Raw genomic sequence first — 18,616 nt, 5'->3', positions numbered from 1 at the left:
ATTCTAAATATTTTGAGGGGGTTATAAAATGATATCTTTTTTCGGTTCTTTAATAGCATTAATTGTCGGTTATATTATTTATGGTACGATTGTAGATAGAATCTTTGGGGTAGATGAGGAGCAAGAAACTCCAGCTACTAAACTAGAAGATGGGGTAGATTACATTAAATTGCCTTGGGGACGGATCTTCTTAATTCAATTCTTGAATATTGCTGGGCTAGGGCCGATCTTTGGAGCAATAGCAGGAGCGTTGTGGGGGCCAGTAGCATTCTTATGGATTGTATTAGGTTCTATCTTTGCAGGTGGAGTCCATGATTATTTATCAGGAATGTTATCTGTACGTAATGATGGAGCAAGTATTTCCGAGGTTGTCGGTGAGTATTTGGGTGAAGGTGCTCGTAAGTTTATGAGGGTTTTTTCAGTTGTATTACTGGTCTTGGTAGGAACTGTATTTATGACTGGGCCGGCTGCTTTATTGGCAGAAATGACAGGGTTAGGTCTCAATGCTTTAGTAATCATTATATTAGCTTATTACTTCTTAGCTACTATCTTACCAGTTGATAAGATTATTGCTAAATTTTATCCTGTATTTGGTGCTTCATTATTGATTATGGCTTTTGGAGTAGGTAGTGGGTTGGTCTTTGGAGATTATCAGATTCCAGAGATAACCTTAACTAATTTACATCCAGAATCATTACCATTATGGCCATTATTATTTGTAACAATTGCTTGCGGGGCAATCAGTGGATTTCATGCTACTCAATCACCATTAATGGCTCGTTGTTTAGGGAATGAAAGGCAAGGGCGTAAGGTGTTTTATGGCTCCATGATTGCTGAAGGAATAGTTGCTTTAATCTGGGCTGCAGCAGCAATGACCTTCTTTGGTAGTACTGGGGAATTAGGTTCTGCTTTAGCAACTTTAGGTGGGCCAGCTGGAGTTGTAAAGGAGATCAGTGATAGCATGCTAGGAGTAACTGGTGGTATATTAGCAATGTTAGGAGTTATTGCTTTGCCGATCAGTTCTGGTGATACTGCTTTTCGTAGTGCTCGCTTAATTTTGGCAGATTCTTTCGAGTTAGAACAGGCTAGTGCTAAGAATAGATATAAGCTAGCAATTCCATTGTTTACAGTAGGTGCTATCTTATCACAGATGGACTTCGATGTTATTTGGCGTTACTTTGCTTGGGCTAATCAGACATTAGCAATGGTTGCTTTATGGGCTGGAGCAGCATATTTGATCCAGCAGGATCGATTCCACTGGATAGCTACTATTCCAGCAACATTTATGACAGCTGTCTCTATTTCGTATATTTTGGTAGCTCCAGAAGGATTCAGCTTATCTAGTACTATCGGGACAAGCGGTGGAGTTTTGGCGGCAGTTGTAGCATTGTTTTTATTCTTTCTCAAACAGAAACCACAAAATAAGTTAGAGATTGATGTTTAAGAGAATAGCAATTTTATTTAAGAAAAAGAGAGCCTGTAAGGTTCTCTTTTTTAGTTATTTTTAAAAAGAAAAGACATAAATTTAATACTAAAGTGATAAATTAGCAAGAATCTTCTGTTAGGAGGGAAGTTAATGGGAAAAAGAAAGTTTATCTTATTAGTGTTAGGTTTATTGGCTATTATATTATTAACAGGGTGTATGAAATTAAGGAGTAATGTTACGATGAACAAGGATGGTAGTGGGCAAATAGAATATATTTTCGGAATGGAATCGAGTTTTTATGCATTTGGTGGTCAAGAAGTGAGTAATTTCTTTATTGAGCTAGAAGATATGGCTTTAGAGAAAGGATATGGGGTAGATACCTTTGATGATGGGAAGTATATGGGGTTAGTTGTTAGTAGAGAGGTAGCTGATTTTGCCAGTTATGAAAGGAACTTAGGGCTACTTGGTCAGATTGAAGAAAAATCTGAAGCAGGATTAACAGAGATAGATGATGTTTTATCATTAGTAGGGGTTGAAGAAGAAAAATCTTTTTTGATGACTACTTATAAATATGATAAAGTGATTAATTTAGAAGAATTAGCTTGGGAAGAGGATGAGCAAGTTAATAATTTTTTTAGTACTGCCTTATTAGAGGATATGGATCTAGGTTTAGAATTAAATCTGCCTGTTGAAGCAACAGAAAGCAATGCGACAACAATACAAGATGAGGGAAAGAAGTTGATTTGGGAATTAGAGTTAGGAGAAAAGAATCAGATTTATTTTGAGTTAAAGGTTTTAAAATTCCGTAGAGTAGTGGTTATCTTATTAGTGCTTATTAGTATTGGATTACTAGCAACTGTATTTAGAAAGAATGTAATTTCTTTAATTAATTAAAGTCTCTTGCAGGAGCTTAGTTTTAGTTCTAGAATTAAATAGATGAAATAAATTGAGTGATAATTAAAAAAGATTATATTTACCAGGAGGGATTATAGTTAGAGAAAAAGAACATAAAGAGATTCCATTTTTGATTACAATTTCTTATTTTCTTTCATTTTTAGCGATCAGAGTGATGGTATTAATAGCTGGTTCAGCAGAGAGTGAATTTGCTGAGGTAGCAAAGCAAGGTGGAGTTCCTGAAGTTGATTTTTATATTGGTCGTAATATAATTCTCTTTGGCTATCATATTCATCACTTTTATTTTGGAGTCCTTCTAATTGCTTTCGCTGGATGGATAGCATTAGTTGGGTTTACATTTTTAACTAGAAAACAGACGGCGTTGATTTATGGAACAGGCTTAGGGTTATTTATGGATGAAATTGGTTTGTTGCTGACTTGGGGTGATTATTACTCTAGTTTAACTTATTTATTGAGCCTCTTTTTAATTGGTATCTTCTTAAATTTCATCTTCTTTCCTTACTTTTGGAAAGAAGTTAGGAATAATATTTTGCAGTCTAATGCCCATTCACTTACTTGGAATACATTATTAAACCATACTAATTTTATAAAGGTGGCTGATACTTTGAGCGAAAAAACTGGTAAAACTGAACGAGCTAGTTTGATTTTTACTGGAATTGTTTATTTATTCGTCGGGATCTTAATTTTACTATATCCGCAATTTGTCTATTATTGGGTTGCTGGTGTTTTTTTCATTCAAGGGGTTTCATCATTAGTAGGAGCTTGGCGGAAAGATTGATTGCAATTTATTAAAGGAGTTGATATATTCTTATTAAGGGTATATCAATTTCTTTTGTTTTTTTATTTAAACAGGCTTTAATTAGCTTTTCTTGACAATAAATTCAATTATCTATATAATAAATCTGACATGAAATTTACATACAGGAGTGATCTGATGGAGGGATTTGGACTAGGATTGCAGATTAGTTTAGTAGGAGTCTTAATTGTAAGTTTAGCTTTGGCCAGTATTCCTTTAGTTGTCAAGATAATAGAGTTGCTTGTGATGAAGCTAAAGTTGGATCGAATTGTTTCAACTAAGCAGATTAAGAGGTTAGAAGATGATCAAATGGAATTAACAGAAGAAGAGATTGCTGCTATTTGTGGGGCAATCAGTACTTATTTAAGTGATGAGAAGCAAGAATATAGAATTAAATCGATATCTAAAATAGAATAATTAATTTTTAAGTTCAAGGTTAAGTCTAAGTAGAAATTAACTTAACCTTGGACTTCACTATAGTGTTGGAGGTATGGGATGCGTAAGTTCAAAGTTAAGGTTAATAATAAAGAATATTTGGTAGAGGTAGAGGAAGTTGAGCGGAGAGAAGCTGAAAATTTTGAAGAGCAGGAAATTAAGAATGAAGAACATGAAAAGAGTAATGCACGAACTGAAATAACAAGTCCCCTAGCTGGAGTAGTCAATCAGGTCTTAGTAGCTGAGGGCCAACAAGTTAAAAGTAATGAGTTGATTATGATTTTAGAGGCGATGAAGATGGAGCATGAGATTAGAGTTGATAATGAAGGGGTTATTGAAGCTATTAATATTGTAGAAGGTGCAACAGTAGAAGCAGGAGATATACTAGTAGTAGTTGAGTAGATTACTTTTTCAGGGGTTTGATTTTAATATTTTAGAATTAATTGTAAATTGTGCATCGTGAATTGTGAATTGAAAAGGAGGTGGAAGGATTGAGTTCTTTAATAGCTGATTTTTGGGCTTCAACCGGTTATGCACAATTAGATTATCGTTATTTAATTATGCTCGGGGTTGCCTTGGTCTTATTTTATTTAGCAATTGTGAAAGAATACGAGCCGTTATTGTTGCTACCAATCTCTTTTGGCTTACTATTGGCTAATCTACCAGCAGCAGGCTTAATGGAAGAAGGAGGCCTGTTATATTATTTATATTATGGAATCAGATTGGGGATTTATCCCCCTCTTATCTTTTTAGGGGTGGGGGCGTTGACCGATTTTGGCCCTTTGATTGCAAATCCGAAGACTGCGTTATTAGGAGCTGCTGCTCAATTTGGAATCTTTGGCACAATGTTAGGAGCACTTGCGTTAGGTTTTTCATTACCGGAGGCTAGCTCGATTGGAATCATTGGTGGAGCAGACGGGCCAACAGCTATCTTTATGGCATCTAGGCTGGCCCCTCATCTGTTAGGTTCGATTGCTGTTGCAGCTTATTCTTATATGGCTTTAGTACCGATTATTCAACCACCGATTATGAGGCTGTTGACTACCAAAGAGGAACGCCAAATTGAGATGAAACAGTTAAGGGAGGTCTCTAAAGCAGAAAAGGTATTATTTCCGATAGTGATGATTATAGTTACTGGGTTATTATTGCCTGCAGCTACGCCACTATTAGGGATGTTGATGTTTGGCAATCTGATGAGAGAGTGTGGAGTTGTAAAGCGGCTTTTAAAGACGAGCCAAAATGAATTACTTAATATAGTGACTATTTTATTGGGATTGACAGTAGGAGCCACAGCCAGTGCTGATCAATTCTTAACGATTGATACGATTCAGATTATCTTATTGGGATTAGTAGCGTTTACAATTGGAACAGCAACTGGGACTTTATTTGGCAAGTTGATGTCTAAGTTGACTGCTGGAGAGATCAATCCCTTGATTGGTTCAGCTGGAGTATCAGCGGTACCAATATCAGCTAGAGTTGTACAAGCTGTCGGTCAAGAAGAGAATCCTAAGAATTATCTGTTGATGCATGCTATGGGGCCAAATGTAGCAGGAGTGATTGGGTCGGCAGTGGCAGCAGGGGTTTTGTTGGCGTTGGTTTAAAATAATGTGGCACTAAAGTGCCACATTATAGTTGACAGTTTACGGTTTACAGTTGACAGTTGAAGGTCAAAATCTTAAAAACTTAAAAAATTAAGACCTTTGAAAAGTCTTATCTTTAGAGGTTTAGGTTTTTAACTGTCAACCGTCAACTGTTCACTGTCAACTGCTTTTAAAGAGGGGGGGCTACATAAATGTATCAAGTCGATTTGAATAGTGATATTGGTGAAAGCTTTGGTAATTATAAATTAGGTTTAGATCAAGAAGTAGTTAAGCATATCACCTCAGCTAATATTGCTTGCGGCTGGCATGCTGGTGATCCGTTGGTGATGGAGCAGACGGTCAGAATTGCTAAAGAGAATGGGGTACAGATCGGAGCTCATCCTGGCTTGCCAGATTTGATGGGCTTTGGTAGGCGCAAGATGGAGCTTACTCCCACAGAAGCGAAGGCTTATGTCAAGTATCAGTTAGGGGCATTGGTAGCATTTGCTCAAGGAGCAGATGCTAAAGTTAAACATCTTAAACCTCATGGTGCTTTGTATAATCTGGCTGCGGAAGATGGGGAGTTGGCCCGGGCAATTGCAGAAGCAATTTATGAAGTTGACCGAAGCATTATCTTGGTAGGATTAGCAGGAAGCCAGTTGATTGAAGCTGGCTTAGAGCAAGGGTTGCAGGTTGCTAATGAGGTTTTTGCAGATAGAGCTTATAATTCTGATGGAACTTTGGTCTCTAGAAGAAAAGAGAGAGCAGTGATTCATGATTCACAGTTAGCAGTTGAGCGAGTAGTCAAGATGGTCAAAGAAGGAAAGGTAGAAGCAATTACAGGAGAGGAAATAGAGGTTAAGGCTGATACTGTCTGTCTTCATGGTGACAATCCGCAAGCAGTTGAATTGGCAGTTAAGATTAAAGAAGGATTGAAAAAAGAAGGAATAAAAGTAAATTCTATGTCTTGTTTTTTATAATTTAATTACAATAATGTGTCAGTTGTTTGTGTGAGTGTGAGTGAGGTCAAAATCATAAGGTCTAAGGTTTTGCTTTTACACACACACATTACTCACACTGACACTTAATATCAATAATATTTTAGTTAATTGTGGAGGGAAAAATGTATAATCAAGCTAGATACTTAGATGCAGGGGATAAAGCAGTGGTAGTTGAGTTAGGGAATCAAATCTCTACAGAGATAAATAGAAAGATAAGAAATTTTACTTTAGCCATTGAAAAGGAAGGTCTAGAAGGGGTTGGGGAGGTAGTTCCTACTTATAGATCACTATTGATAACTTATGATCCCTTAACAATAGAACGTGACCTGTTGATTGAAAAATTAAAGATATTAGAAGAAAACCTTGAAGAAATTGAACTTCCTCAACCAAAATTAGTTAAAATTCCTACATTATATAAAGGGGAAGGTTTGGAGTATGTATCTCAAGTTAATGGTTTGACAGCAGAAGAGGTAGTTGAGTTACATTCTAAGCCAAAATATCTAATTTATATGTTAGGTTTTACGCCTGGTTTTGTGTATCTAGGAGGTTTAGCAGAGAAGTTAGCTACTCCGCGTTTACAAGAACCACTGACTAAGATTCCAGCGGGGAGTGTAGGGATTGCTGATAATCAGACAGGAATCTATCCGATTGAAAGTCCTGGTGGTTGGCAGTTGATTGGAAAGACACCTGTCAAGTTATTTGATCCTGATCGTAAGCAACCAATTTTGGAGGGGATAGAGAGTGGCAATTATATTAAGTTTGAGCCGATAACCGCAGAGGAATATGAAGCAATAGCTGTTGTAGTAGAAGATGGTGATTATCAAGTTGAGGTTAAACAAATTGATAATTGATGTTAATTACAATATTGTGGCACTTTTGTGCCACAATATTGAGTTGACAGTTTACGGTTTACAGTTTACAGTTGAAGATCAAAATCTTAAAAACTTAAGATCATAAGACCTTTGAAAAGTTTTATGTTTAGGGGTTTAGAGTTTAGGTTTTTAACTGTCAACCGTCAACTGTTCACTGTTAACTGGTATTTTGGAAGGAGATCTAGCAGAGATGGGAGAATTAAAGATTATAAAAGCCGGGCCAATGACAACAATTCAGGATCTAGGAAGATTTGGTTATATGAAGTATGGAATGCCTACTGCAGGGGCTGTTGATCAGTATGCTTTCAAGATTGCTAATATATTAGTAGGGAATCCAGAAGATGAAGCAGCGATTGAAGCAACATTCCTAGGGCCAACAATTCAGTTCAAAGTTGAAGCAGTCATTGCGATTACTGGGGGAGGTATGAATCCTGAGCTTGATGGGAAAGAGATTCCTATGTGGCAGGCGGTGAAGGTAAGTAAGGGTAGTAAGTTATCCCTTAATGGAGTAAAAGCAGGATTAAGGGGTTATATTGCAATCCGAGGTGGGATTAAGTTGCCAGAAGTAATGGGCAGTAAGTCGACTTATTTAAGGGGGGAGTTGGGTGGTTTTAAAGGAAGGAAGCTTAAGCAGGGAGATGAACTCAGCCTAGCTAAGAATAAAGAAGTAAGGGAGTTCTGTTTGAAGAGAAGTATTCCAGCAGATCTCTTAGAAGATTATCTAGAGGATAGGAAGATTAGGGTGATTGTTGGCCCGCAGGGTGATTATTTTACCTCCAAGAGTTTAGAGACCTTCTTAACTAGTAGATATCAACTAACCACTCAATCAGATCGGATGGGCTGTAGATTGGCTGGGCCAACGTTAGAACATACCAAGGGAGCCGATATTATTTCAGATGGGATAGCTAGCGGAGCGATTCAAGTACCTGGTGATGGTCAGCCGATCATTATGTTGGCTGATCGACAGACGACTGGAGGTTATGCCAAGATAGCAAATGTAATCAGTATAGACTTACCTAAAGTGGCTCAAGCTAAGCCAGGAGATAAATTGAAATTTGAGCAGATAGAAGTTGTAGAGGCTCAGCAAGAATTGAAGAAAAAGGAAGAGAGAATAGCTCGACTTAAAGAATGGCTTGCTACTGAGGTTAAGAAAAGAACTAGATACTTTAAGATAAAGGTCGATGGTAAATTATTTGAGGTAGAAGTGGAAGAGCAGTGAATAGTGAATAATGAATAGATACAGAGCATATTTAATAAGAGATATAAATATCTAAAAACTAGGAACTCAACTAATGAAAGGAGTAGATGATGATGAAAAAACAATTTTTAGTTTTATTGCTGGTAGGTTTGTTGTTTAGTTCTTCAGGGACTGCCTGGGCTTTAAGCGGGCCAACTGTAAGAGCAGAGCAAGGTTCAATGACGGCAATGTTAATCAGTGATCACGGTTTTAGTCTTGGTGGGGAGTATGGTTTGAATTCTGAGATAGGATTGACAGCAAAGGTAGGAACCTCTTTTGATCGGTTAGGAGTTAAGTATCAGCTTGATAGTAATTTAGCACTCTTAGCAGGGTTAGCTGATAGTGATCCATTTGTTGGAATCAATGGTCAGCAAGGGCTAAGTAATGAGGTAGTAGGGCTTTATGAATTGAATCTAACTACAAGGGGAGGCGATTTATCGCTGCTTTATGATGTAGGAGTTAGCACTAGTTTAAATCATAATCTTGATCTTAGAGCAGGTTTTATAGGTCATTTAGATGATCGCAGTTCGATTAATTTACAGTTAGGAGTAGGGCATCGATTTTAGTTCAATTAATAGTGAATAATTAATAGTGAATAGTTAAAACTAATTAAAGTAATGTTACAATATTGTGGCACTTTTGTGCCACATAATTGAGTTGATAGTTTACGGTTTACAGTTTACAGTTAAGATCAAAATCTTAAAAGCTTAAAACCTATGAAAAGCTTTAGAATTACAGGTTTAGAGTAGTTTTGATTTTAAGGTTTTAACTGTCAACCGTCAACTGTAAACTGTACACTGATATTTAGTGGCAAAGTGCCACTAAATATCAATAATGTGTAAGTTGTTCTATAGGGAGGTAGAGAAATGGACAGTAAGCAAGTACTAAAAGAACTATCTGAAGCTACCGGTGTCTCAGGATATGAAAAAAAGTTGGGTCAACAGGTAGCTCAATTATTTGAACCTTATGTAGATCAGATTGAATTTGATAAATTAGGTAATCTGCTGGCTTATAAAGCAGGAGAGAGCCAACAGGAATATAAAGTGATGTTAGCAGCTCACTTGGATGAGATAGGATTGATGGTTACTGAGATTGAAGAAGGAGGATTTTTACGATTTACGACGGTTGGTGGGGTTGATCAGAGGACAGTAGTAGGTCAAGAGGTAACTGTTCATGGTCGAGAAGATCTGTCAGGGATAGTTGGAGCTAAGCCACCTCATTTGCAAGATGAAGAGGAGCAGAAAAAGTCATTTGAGATAGAGAAGATGTATATTGATCTAGGTTTAGCTGAAGCTGAGGTTAAAAAGAAGGTTAGAGTTGGTGATATTATTTCACTGCAACGGGATCTTTTAAGCTTAGAAAATGATCGAGTAGCAGGTAAGGCCTTAGATGATCGGGCAGGGGTCTTGCTTTTATTAGAGACATTAAAAGAGTTAGATAAGATGACCCATCAAGTCGATCTTTATGCTGTAGCTACAGTTCAAGAGGAGGTAGGAGTCAGAGGAGCGACGACGAGTACTTATGGCGTTGTACCCGATATTGGGATTGCAGTTGATGTCTGCCATGGATTGATGCCTGGTGTCAATCAGGATGAAGCTGTTGAATTAGGAACAGGTCCAGCACTCAGTTTTGGCCCGCATATTCATCCTCAGTTGGTCAAGAAGTTAAAGGAAGTAGCAGATGAAATAGAGCTTGATTATCAACTGGATGCTTCTCCATCACCACGGGGGACTGATGCTTATGCAATTCAGGTTACTAAAAGTGGGATTCCAACTGCGGTTTTATCTATTCCTTTGCGGTATATGCATACTTCAGTAGAGACGGTCAGTTTGAATGATATTAAGCGAGGGGCTAGGTTGTTGGCCCAGTTACTAAGAGAGTTAGAAGGCGAATTTGTGGAGGGATTAAGATGTTTTTAAAGCAGTTATCAGAGGCAGTTGGAGTTTCAGGGCGTGAAGCTGAAGTAAGAGATTTAATTAGAGCAGAGATTAAGGATGATGTTGATCAAATTGAGACTGATGCTTTAGGGAATTTAATCGCTTTTAAAGAAGGTAAACCAGAATATCCAACGATATTATTAGCAGCTCATATGGATGAGATTGGATTGATGATTACAGATATTACAGATGATGGGCTGTTGAAGTTTAAACCGATTGGTGGGATTGATAAAAGAATCTTAGTCTCTAAGCAGGTTGTTGTTGGCCCGGATAAGATTCCTGGGTTGATTGGAGCGAAAGCAATCCATCTTCAAGAGCCTGATGAGCGAAAAAATCCACTTGATTATGGAGAATTGTATATAGATATTGGAACTAAAGAGAAAGAGGAGTCTGAAAAGTTGATTGAGTTGGGAATGATGGCTACTTTTGCTACTGAGTTTAAGCACTTGGGTACTGATACCGTTAAAGGTAAAGCATTTGATGATCGGGTTGGATGTGCAGCATTAGTTGAGCTTTTACAACAAGAGCACCAACTTTCTATTATTGCTGCTTTTACTGTTCAAGAGGAGATTGGTCTGCGGGGAGCAAGTGTAGTTGCTTATGATCTTGATCCTGACCTTGCATTAGTAGTAGAGGGTACTTCAGCTTCTGATGTGCCTGATAGTAAGGAGGCAGGTTATTCTACTCAGCTAGGAGCAGGGCCAGCTTTAACAGTTCAGGATGGCTCGTTGATTCCTAGTCAACCTGTAGTGAATAAACTGATTGAGGTAGCTAAGCAGAATGAGATTCCTTATCAATTCAGAAAGTTGACTACAGCAGGAACCGATGCAGGAGCAATCCATTTAACTAAGGAAGGGATTCGGACAGCAGTTATGTCACTGCCGTGTCGATATATTCATTCCCCAGCGTCACTGATCAACTTAAATGATTATCAGGCAACAGTTAAATTGTTGACTAAATTTTGTGAAGAGATGGAAGAGGGAGGTCTGACAGATGAAGGAATTAATTAAGAGGTTAGTAGAGACTTTTGGCCCGTCAGGGGATGAGCTTGCAGTAAGAGAGTTAATTCGTGGGGAGATAAAAGATCAAGTAGATCACATTGAGGTTGATACAATGGGTAATCTGATTGCTCTTAAAAAGGGGCAAGATGATTCTAAAAAGGTGATGTTAGCAGCTCATATGGATGAGATCGGATTGATCGCTACCCATATCGAGGAAGATGGATTTATTCGTTTTTCTAATGTAGGAGGGGTCTCTCCTTATAATCTATTGGGTGAGCGAGTGTTATTCAATGGAGAAACGATAGGTGTGATCGATAAAGAGGGTAAATTGGATGATATCAGTAAGTTAAAGCATGATAAGATGTATGTCGATATCGGAGCTACTAGCCAGGAAGAAGCAGAAAAGAGGGTCAAGATCGGTGATACTGCTACTTATTATCGCCAGCTCGATCTGCTAGAAAACAGACTTGTTGCCAAGGGATTGGATGATCGGGCAGGTTGTGCTGTCTTGATTGAGACGATCAAGCAATTAACAGAGCAACCGACTTTTGATACTTACTTTGTCTTTACCGTACAAGAAGAGGTTGGTACTCGAGGAGCTATAACATCTTCTTATGGGATCAATCCCGATGTAGGGATTGCAGTTGATCTGACCTTAACTGGTGATACTCCTGAAGCTAAGCGGATGGCAGTTTCATTGGGTGAAGGGCCAACAATCAAAGTCAAGGATAGATCGGTGTTGGTCAATCCCCAACTAAAGAATTTAATGATTGACTTAGCTGAGGAGAATGAGATACCTTATCAGCTTGAGGTATTAGATAGAGGTGGAACCGATACGGGTAGAATGCAGTTGTCTCGAGAAGGTGCGATTGCAGGAGCAATTTCAATTCCTGGGCGTTACGTTCATTCGCCAGCGGAGATGATTGATTTAACAGATCTAGAAAATAGTATTAAGTTATTGAGTAAAATTGTACAGAGCGATTATCAAGGATTATTCTAATTTGAGCTCAGGGCCAACGTTGGCCCTGAGCTTTTGTATAATTAAGTTTAAGGTTAAGTCTCAGTTTAATCTTAAACCAAGACAAACTTCTCATCAAAGACCTTCTTTTATCGAGTATCAGATAACTCCTTAATGTAAATAATATTAAAGGTCTTTATTCGATTTTAAAAGGAGTTGTAGTTATGCCGATAGTACTTAGAGCGTTTCTTTTTTACATTGGTTCTGTATTAATACTTCGCTTATTAGGAAAAGGGCTTACCTTTCAACAAAAACCTTATGATCTGGTAGTAATGATGATCATGGGTTCTGCTTCAGGGGCGTTGATAGTCAACAGGGAAGTTCCTATTTTGAATGGGCTGATAGCTTTAGTAATCCTTGCTTTGCTTCATACTTTGATCAGTGTCAGTACTTTGAGTAATCCTTTAAAGGGGATTGTGGGTGGGCAACCAGATATATTGGTACGTAATGGTCGGATTGTTAAGGAGAATCTAATCAAAAATCAAGTTAATCTCAATCAATTATTGGCTGGTTTGCGTAGTAAAGGCTATCGGAGGTTACATGATATTGAATTTGCAATCTTAGAACCAAGTGGTCAATTATCTGTGATTCCTAAAGCCCAATCTCGACCTGTCACTCCGACTGATCTAGAATTAAAAACTAATTATGAGGGAATTCCTGTCCCACTGATTATTGATGGTGAAATTAATAGAGGTAAGTTAGAGGCTGTAGGATTAGATATGGAGTGGTTGGAAACTGAAATTTCAAAACGGGAGTTAGAGATAGATGAGGTCTTATTAGCTTTACTAGATACCGATGGGAGCTTTTATATCTCTGAACAACCACCAATTGATTATCTTAAAGCATTCTTTTTAGGTGAAGGAAAGGATCAGGCACAGGGTAAAACTGATTGAAATAGAGAAAATAGTAGGAATTATTATAAGAGATCTAGAAGTGAGGTAGTATGTATTAATCATTGAGAATTGGAAAATAATAAGAAAAAGAATATTAAAATAAATGGGGGTTAGTTATGGAAGTGATCTATGTCGGGCCAACAGGCTCTGGTAAGACGACAAAGTTATATCAAAAATATAAAGAGGTTGCTCAACAGACTAGTACTGATGACTGTCTTGTTTTGGTCAATGATGCAACCAGTGTGAGGGATTGGCGAAGAAAGATCGATTTAGAATCTATCGGTTCTTTACATATCTATAGTTATTTTAGTTTTTTACAACAAGAGATCAAACGATATTGGGATCTGATTGAAGGAGAGTTAGCAGAGGGGCGTAAGGTTTTAGAGCCGCTCTTTATGACTGTTGAACCAGCTCATTATCTAATGAGTAAGTTAGTAGAAAAAGAGCGGGAGAAGGGCTATTTTATAGATGTTAAATCTACCATGCAACAGATTGCAGTACAGTTGATTGATAATCTAAATCATGCAGCTTTAAATGGTCTCTCACTGACTGAGGCTAAAGAGCGACTCTTAATCTTAGCAGATGGTGATCAGGATAAGCAAGAGGCTTATCAAGTGGCATTGAAAGTGATGAAGGGCTTTCGGCGATTATGTTTAGAACGGCGTTGTCTCGATTACTCTTTATTGGTGGAGTTATATAATCGGTATTTATTATCTAGCACAGAGTACTATCAAAGTTTAGCTGAACGGTATAATTACTTAATTGTTGATGATTTAGAGCGGATGACACCTGTTGGTCAGGAATTAATTATCAAGCTGATGGAAGTGGTTGAAGATAGTTGTTTAGCTTTTAATCCTGAGGTTAGCTTGGGTAAATTCTTTGGTTCAGCACCGGAGTTGGCTAGGGAGCGATTTGTGGCTAATTGTGAAAGAGTAGAGTTAGAAGAGTCTTATACTGCTTCTGAAAATGCAAGGGAGTTGGCCCGGCAATTAGCTGAAGGAATCTTAACTAGTAAAGAGATAGAATCAACAGGCTTTATCCAACAACAGATTCGGACTGAACTACGAGGAGATATGCTAGCAGAGGTTGCTTCCAAGGTTGTTAATCTACTTCAAGCTGGTGTTGAAGCTAATCGGATTGCTATTATTACTCCTTATCCAGATAAGGTATTAGATTTTACTCTTAATAAACACCTTGAGCAAGAAGAGTATTCTTTGCTCAGTTTGACCAAGAATAGATTGTTGCTTGATAACCCCTTTGCTCAAGCATTAGTTGTCTTAACAGTCTTAACGAGGCCAGATTGGGAGTTAGAGGTCAGTCAATCTGCTTTGTTTCAGACTTTAAATTTGATCTTAGAGTTTGATCCAGTCCGAAGTTCATTATTAGCAGAAAAGATTAAGGAGAATGATTTAAGATTACCTGATCCTGAAGAGAGTGGCTTACGGGCCAAACTTGGCTTCCAGCGAGCTGAGAAATATGAAGCCTTTCGAGATTGGTTATTTAAGCAGCGAAAGGATGATTTTCAATTGGAGTACTTTTTTAGAGCAGCATTTGGAAACATATTATCTTCTTTAGTCCCCGATGAAGATGATATGTTGGCCTGTCGACAGTTAATTAAATCATTTGTTAAATTTAAGGAAGTAATGATTAAGTTCAAGGACTTTGAAGAACGTGATTTAGGAGCTAGGTTCATCGAAATGATCAATGAAGGGACTTTGGCAGCAGAGCTACTTTATCGACCAGAGGATCTAGAAGATAAGGTCATCTTAGCTACTCCTTATACTTTTCTCTCCTTTTCTTATCTAGAAGATGTTGATTATTTATTTTTATTAGATGCTTCTAGTGAATTGTGGCTATTAGGAAGCAGTAAGGAGTTGAGTAATCCGCATCTATTATCCAAAGAAGAGGAAGAGTTAGAGTGGAATGATTTTATAGATCAGTCTTTACGTAAAGAGCAATTGGCTGGTTATTTACAGAGTATGCTCAGTAAGGTCAAGGAAGGACTTTATGTAGCTGATAGTGATCTAAATAGTAGAGGATGGGAGCAGACAGGACAGTTAGCTCAGTGGATAGAAAAAATCTAAGAGCGGATTTTTTCATCACGAAGGGTTCGAAGAACCCGGAGGGAGAATTAAGAAACAAATGTACAATTTACAATTTACAATGTACAGTTAAAAATCAAGTGATAAAGAGCAATAGAAAAAATCTAAGAGCGGATTTTTTTATCCACTATCCACTATCAATTATCAACTATACACTAACATAAGGGGGGATTGTAGTGATCGACTTTAAAGATGTTGAATTACGAGCTGGCGGACAGCAAGAGGTAGGGGAATATAGTTCGGGAATGATGGCTGTACCAGCGGTACCGGGAGCAGGTAAGACCTTTACCTTGGCTTATTTAGCAGCTGATTTGATTGCAGAGGGTTACTTAGATTCAAGCAAAATCTTAATTGTAACGTATATGAATTCGGCTGTAGCTAACTTTCGCAGCCGAATCGATAAATTTTTAGAAGCAAGAGGTTTGGCTACAGGAGCGGGTTATGAGGTCAAAACACTCCATTCTTTAGCAATGGGGATCTTAAAGGAGCGGCCTGATTATCTATTGATCAATGATGAGTTTAAGGTCTTAGATGAGAATGAACAACAGAGGATTATTAATCGCTTAACTCAGAAGTGGTTAAGCGAGAATCGTTCCCGTTGGGAGAGGATTATCGATCGACCACCTAATACTAAGTGGCATTCGATTGGAGCTGAGAAGTGGCAGGAGAAGGCCTTTCCAGGTTTAGTAAAGACGATGGTTGGTCAGTTAAAAAGCCATGGGTTAGATCGAGATCAAGTAAAAAAGTTGCGTAATAAACTAGCGGCTCAATCTTATTTAGCTTGGGTTTGTGAAATATACCTTGATTATGCTCAAGAGTTAGCTAGTAATGGTTTACTTGATTTTAATGATTTAATTGTCAATGCCTGGCGTTTACTGAATGAAGATCAAATACTTCGTAGTCGTTTACAGCAAAGGTGGGGTTATATCTTTGAGGATGAAGCCCAAGATTCAAACCTGATTCAACAGAAGATGCTCTATTTATTAGCCGCTGATCATGGGAATTTAGTTCGAGTTGGTGACTCTAATCAATCGATTATGGGTACCTTTACCTTGGCTGAGCCTGATCTCTTTAGAGAGTTTTGTCGACGAGATGATGTTGAGCGGGGGGCGATCTTGGCTTCAAGCAGGAGTACGGAGCAAATTATAGATTTAGCCAATTATTTAGTAAACTGGACTCGGAAGGAACATCCAGTACCAGACTGTCAGCAGGCATTAGAGGGCCAACTAATCCAAACAGTAACAGAGGATGATCCGTACCCTAATCCTAAATTGGATGGTTATGGTATCTCTACTCAAAAGTATGAAACTAGAGCTGAAGAGATAGAGCTGACTGTTAAGAAGGCTATTAAGCAGGTTGAAAGTAATCCAGATGAGACACTAGCTATCTTAGTACCTAATCGCTATACCCAAGAGGAGGTAGTAGAGCGGTTAAAAGAAGAAGATGCTCCATTTGTAGAAGTAGGTGGGATTAGTCAGGAGCAAGCTCGTACGATTGAGCATTTAGAGGATGCTGTCAGTTATTTGGCTCGTCCTCATCAACAGGGACAGTTAGATAAATTATTAAAAAGTTTATTTCTAGAGCAATTTGCAGAGGTTGAATTGGAGGCGGTCGATCAGTTACTTAAAGATTATTCAGTAGCTGAAATTATCTATCCAACTGGTGGTCAGTTAGCTCCGATAGAGTTACCAGAGGAGTTATTTAATAATAGTCAGTTATATACTGCTTTGCAGGAGGCTTTAGATCAGATTCGATATTGGCTAGAGGCCAGTCTGGAGTTGTCAGCAGATGAATTGATACTCTTTTTAGCAGAGGAGTTAGGGTTAAAGGATGATACTTTAGCGTTGGCCCAAGGGATTGCGCTCTATTTTAAGGATGAGTTACGGGCCAACCCTGGCTGGCGGTTGGTTGATATTGTTGACCAACTATCAAATTTGAAGCCTTCTTTTAAGCAATTGGCTAAGAAGTTGTATGATACTAAAGGTTTTGAAGCCCAAGCTGGGGTAATAACTCTCTTAACTGCTCATAAGGCTAAAGGTTTAGAGTGGGATACTGTCTTTGTAACTTCACTGGTAGCTGATGAATATCAGACTACTGTGGACGATAGTTTTCGTGGTGAACAGTGGTATTTAGCTAAACATCAATCGAATCCAGTAGCAGTTGCTAAGGCTGAATTAGATGAGAAATTGGGTAAGACAAGAAGGAAAGATCCAGTCTTTAAGGCAAAGGTTGATGTGATTAGTGAGCGATTACGATTATTATATGTTGCAATTACGAGAGCTAAAAAGAGGTTGGTCTTGAGTGCTTATCAAAAAAGGAAGAATTGGAATGGAACGAAGCTTAATGATGTTGAAGTTAGTCACACCTTTAAAGTTTTAGACAAGTATATTACAAAGGAGCGGAAAGAGTATGCTGACTAATAGTTTAGATGATCTTTATTTCAGTGCTTCAGCTTTAAAGACTTATGATACCTGTAAATTGAAGTTTAAAAGACGTTATCTTGAAGGATTATTTTGGCCTAGTGATTGGAGTCAGGATCAAGAAGATAAAGAGATTTTCAAGTTAGGACAAGAATTTCATAGATTGGCTGAAAGGTATTATTCGCGAGGAAGAATAGTCGATCCTGACAGCTTATTGTCAGAGCAGATGCAGGAGTGGCTTGCTCAACTGGTTGAATTTAGGCCTTATAATAATGAAGAAAGGTTTTATCCCGAGCAGGAGCTACGCTTTAATGGAGCTGGAATTAAGTTGATGGGTAAATATGATCTATTATATATTAGTAAAGAAGGGCGGGGGATTATCTATGATTGGAAGACTTATAAGCAACAGCCACGGATTGAATATTGGCGTAATAGTCTCCAAACGATAATTTATAGATACTTACTCTGTAAAGCAGGAGATCACTATGCCCCTGGAGTAGAGTGGAATCCTGATCAGATTACTTTAATCTATTGGAATCCTCGCTTTCCTGAAGATTATGAGCCACTTAACTATAGCCAATGGCAGTTTGAACGTGATCAAGCTCGGATTAAGAATCTGATAGCTGAAATCAAGGCTTTAAGCCATGATCAATTCTATGCTACTGAGAATGAGAAGAGCTGTAGATATTGTGAATATAGGCCAATCTGCCATGGAGAAGAAGCTCTGCGAGTAGAGTTAGAGGAAGAAGATCTTGAACTGGAGCTAGCTTGGGATGAGATTGATGAGATCGGATTTTAAAACTGAGTTGACAGTGTACGGTTTACAGTTTACAGTTAAAGAGCAAACTCTTAAAACTTAAGAGCATTGAAGTCTCTTATGACTACAGTTTTATAATGGCTTTAATATTCTAATGTTTTACTTTTTTGATGATTTTAACTGTCAACCGTCAACTGTTAACTGTAAACTGAATAGATAAGGATGG

17 protein-coding genes are annotated in these 18,616 nt (G+C 38.0%); all 17 read left to right on the top strand.

The window, feature by feature from the left end:
* The first annotated feature begins 28 nt into the window (after positions 1 to 28).
* Positions 29 to 1,444: a carbon starvation CstA family protein gene (locus MWH28_RS05920; RefSeq protein ID WP_248618390.1), complete on the top strand. Its 1,416-nt coding sequence runs from the start codon at positions 29 to 31 to the stop codon at positions 1,442 to 1,444.
* Between the two features lie 132 nt (positions 1,445 to 1,576).
* Positions 1,577 to 2,320, top strand: coding sequence for a DUF3153 domain-containing protein (locus MWH28_RS05915; protein WP_248618389.1), 744 nt, complete (start codon positions 1,577 to 1,579; stop codon positions 2,318 to 2,320).
* Positions 2,321 to 2,495: 175 nt separating this feature from the next.
* On the top strand, positions 2,496 to 3,119 hold the full coding sequence (locus MWH28_RS05910) for a hypothetical protein (protein WP_248618388.1): 624 nt from the start codon (positions 2,496 to 2,498) through the stop codon (positions 3,117 to 3,119).
* A 156-nt stretch (positions 3,120 to 3,275) separates the two neighbouring features.
* Positions 3,276 to 3,554 carry a hypothetical protein gene (locus MWH28_RS05905; protein WP_248618387.1) on the top strand — a complete coding sequence of 93 codons (279 nt, stop codon included), beginning with the start codon at positions 3,276 to 3,278 and terminating at the stop codon, positions 3,552 to 3,554.
* 78 nt (positions 3,555 to 3,632) lie between these two features.
* Positions 3,633 to 3,974 (top strand): acyl-CoA carboxylase biotin carboxyl carrier protein subunit, encoded by a 342-nt coding sequence (locus tag MWH28_RS05900; protein WP_248618386.1) that lies wholly within the window; start codon positions 3,633 to 3,635, stop codon positions 3,972 to 3,974.
* An 89-nt stretch (positions 3,975 to 4,063) separates the two neighbouring features.
* On the top strand, positions 4,064 to 5,173 hold the full coding sequence (locus MWH28_RS05895) for a sodium ion-translocating decarboxylase subunit beta (RefSeq protein WP_282580145.1): 1,110 nt from the start codon (positions 4,064 to 4,066) through the stop codon (positions 5,171 to 5,173).
* A gap of 191 nt (positions 5,174 to 5,364) precedes the next feature.
* Positions 5,365 to 6,132 (top strand): LamB/YcsF family protein, encoded by a 768-nt coding sequence (locus MWH28_RS05890; protein ID WP_248618384.1) that lies wholly within the window; start codon positions 5,365 to 5,367, stop codon positions 6,130 to 6,132.
* Between the two features lie 143 nt (positions 6,133 to 6,275).
* The gene (gene pxpB, locus MWH28_RS05885) at positions 6,276 to 7,004 is read left to right on the top strand and encodes a 5-oxoprolinase subunit PxpB (RefSeq protein WP_248618383.1); all 729 of its coding nucleotides are present in this window, start codon (positions 6,276 to 6,278) and stop codon (positions 7,002 to 7,004) included.
* Positions 7,005 to 7,215: 211 nt separating this feature from the next.
* Positions 7,216 to 8,244 carry a 5-oxoprolinase subunit C family protein gene (locus MWH28_RS05880; protein WP_248618382.1) on the top strand — a complete coding sequence of 343 codons (1,029 nt, stop codon included), beginning with the start codon at positions 7,216 to 7,218 and terminating at the stop codon, positions 8,242 to 8,244.
* Between the two features lie 92 nt (positions 8,245 to 8,336).
* Complete coding sequence (locus MWH28_RS05875; RefSeq protein WP_248618381.1) at positions 8,337 to 8,828, top strand: hypothetical protein; 492 nt, start codon at positions 8,337 to 8,339, stop codon at positions 8,826 to 8,828.
* Between the two features lie 300 nt (positions 8,829 to 9,128).
* Entirely contained in the window at positions 9,129 to 10,181 is a 1,053-nt protein-coding gene (locus MWH28_RS05870; protein WP_248618380.1) for a M42 family metallopeptidase, read from the top strand.
* A complete protein-coding gene (locus MWH28_RS05865) occupies positions 10,172 to 11,209 on the top strand; it encodes a M42 family metallopeptidase (RefSeq protein ID WP_248618379.1) in 1,038 nt (345 codons plus the stop codon). The genes MWH28_RS05870 and MWH28_RS05865 overlap by 10 nt, the downstream gene beginning before the upstream one ends.
* Complete coding sequence (locus MWH28_RS05860) at positions 11,193 to 12,200, top strand: M42 family metallopeptidase (RefSeq protein ID WP_248618378.1); 1,008 nt, start codon at positions 11,193 to 11,195, stop codon at positions 12,198 to 12,200. Before MWH28_RS05865 ends, MWH28_RS05860 begins: the two co-directional genes overlap by 17 nt.
* A gap of 182 nt (positions 12,201 to 12,382) precedes the next feature.
* Positions 12,383 to 13,111 carry a DUF421 domain-containing protein gene (locus tag MWH28_RS05855; protein ID WP_248618377.1) on the top strand — a complete coding sequence of 243 codons (729 nt, stop codon included), beginning with the start codon at positions 12,383 to 12,385 and terminating at the stop codon, positions 13,109 to 13,111.
* Between the two features lie 116 nt (positions 13,112 to 13,227).
* Complete coding sequence (locus MWH28_RS05850) at positions 13,228 to 15,195, top strand: PD-(D/E)XK nuclease family protein (RefSeq protein WP_248618376.1); 1,968 nt, start codon at positions 13,228 to 13,230, stop codon at positions 15,193 to 15,195.
* A gap of 194 nt (positions 15,196 to 15,389) precedes the next feature.
* Positions 15,390 to 17,633 (top strand): ATP-dependent helicase, encoded by a 2,244-nt coding sequence (locus MWH28_RS12970; RefSeq protein ID WP_248618375.1) that lies wholly within the window; start codon positions 15,390 to 15,392, stop codon positions 17,631 to 17,633.
* The gene (locus tag MWH28_RS05840; protein WP_248618374.1) at positions 17,623 to 18,432 is read left to right on the top strand and encodes a PD-(D/E)XK nuclease family protein; all 810 of its coding nucleotides are present in this window, start codon (positions 17,623 to 17,625) and stop codon (positions 18,430 to 18,432) included. Before MWH28_RS12970 ends, MWH28_RS05840 begins: the two co-directional genes overlap by 11 nt.
* Positions 18,433 to 18,616 lie beyond the last annotated feature (184 nt).

It is taken from the genome of Natroniella sulfidigena (genome assembly GCF_023223645.1).
Lineage (GTDB): Bacteria > Bacillota > Halanaerobiia > Halobacteroidales > Halobacteroidaceae > Natroniella > Natroniella sulfidigena.
This window is presented reverse-complemented; position numbering and strand designations above follow the sequence as displayed.

Coding starts and splice junctions, on each gene's coding strand:
- MWH28_RS05880 (WP_248618382.1), top strand. CDS start 7,216: ATGGGAGAATTAAAGATTATAAAAGCCGGGCCAATGACAACAATTCAG.
- MWH28_RS05900 (WP_248618386.1), top strand. CDS start 3,633: ATGCGTAAGTTCAAAGTTAAGGTTAATAATAAAGAATATTTGGTAGAG.
- MWH28_RS05910 (WP_248618388.1), top strand. CDS start 2,496: ATGGTATTAATAGCTGGTTCAGCAGAGAGTGAATTTGCTGAGGTAGCA.
- MWH28_RS05920 (WP_248618390.1), top strand. CDS start 29: ATGATATCTTTTTTCGGTTCTTTAATAGCATTAATTGTCGGTTATATT.
- MWH28_RS05855 (WP_248618377.1), top strand. CDS start 12,383: ATGCCGATAGTACTTAGAGCGTTTCTTTTTTACATTGGTTCTGTATTA.
- pxpB (WP_248618383.1), top strand. CDS start 6,276: ATGTATAATCAAGCTAGATACTTAGATGCAGGGGATAAAGCAGTGGTA.
- MWH28_RS05875 (WP_248618381.1), top strand. CDS start 8,337: ATGAAAAAACAATTTTTAGTTTTATTGCTGGTAGGTTTGTTGTTTAGT.
- MWH28_RS05850 (WP_248618376.1), top strand. CDS start 13,228: ATGGAAGTGATCTATGTCGGGCCAACAGGCTCTGGTAAGACGACAAAG.
- MWH28_RS05865 (WP_248618379.1), top strand. CDS start 10,172: ATGTTTTTAAAGCAGTTATCAGAGGCAGTTGGAGTTTCAGGGCGTGAA.
- MWH28_RS05890 (WP_248618384.1), top strand. CDS start 5,365: ATGTATCAAGTCGATTTGAATAGTGATATTGGTGAAAGCTTTGGTAAT.
- MWH28_RS05860 (WP_248618378.1), top strand. CDS start 11,193: ATGAAGGAATTAATTAAGAGGTTAGTAGAGACTTTTGGCCCGTCAGGG.
- MWH28_RS05915 (WP_248618389.1), top strand. CDS start 1,577: ATGGGAAAAAGAAAGTTTATCTTATTAGTGTTAGGTTTATTGGCTATT.
- MWH28_RS05840 (WP_248618374.1), top strand. CDS start 17,623: ATGCTGACTAATAGTTTAGATGATCTTTATTTCAGTGCTTCAGCTTTA.
- MWH28_RS05905 (WP_248618387.1), top strand. CDS start 3,276: ATGGAGGGATTTGGACTAGGATTGCAGATTAGTTTAGTAGGAGTCTTA.
- MWH28_RS05870 (WP_248618380.1), top strand. CDS start 9,129: ATGGACAGTAAGCAAGTACTAAAAGAACTATCTGAAGCTACCGGTGTC.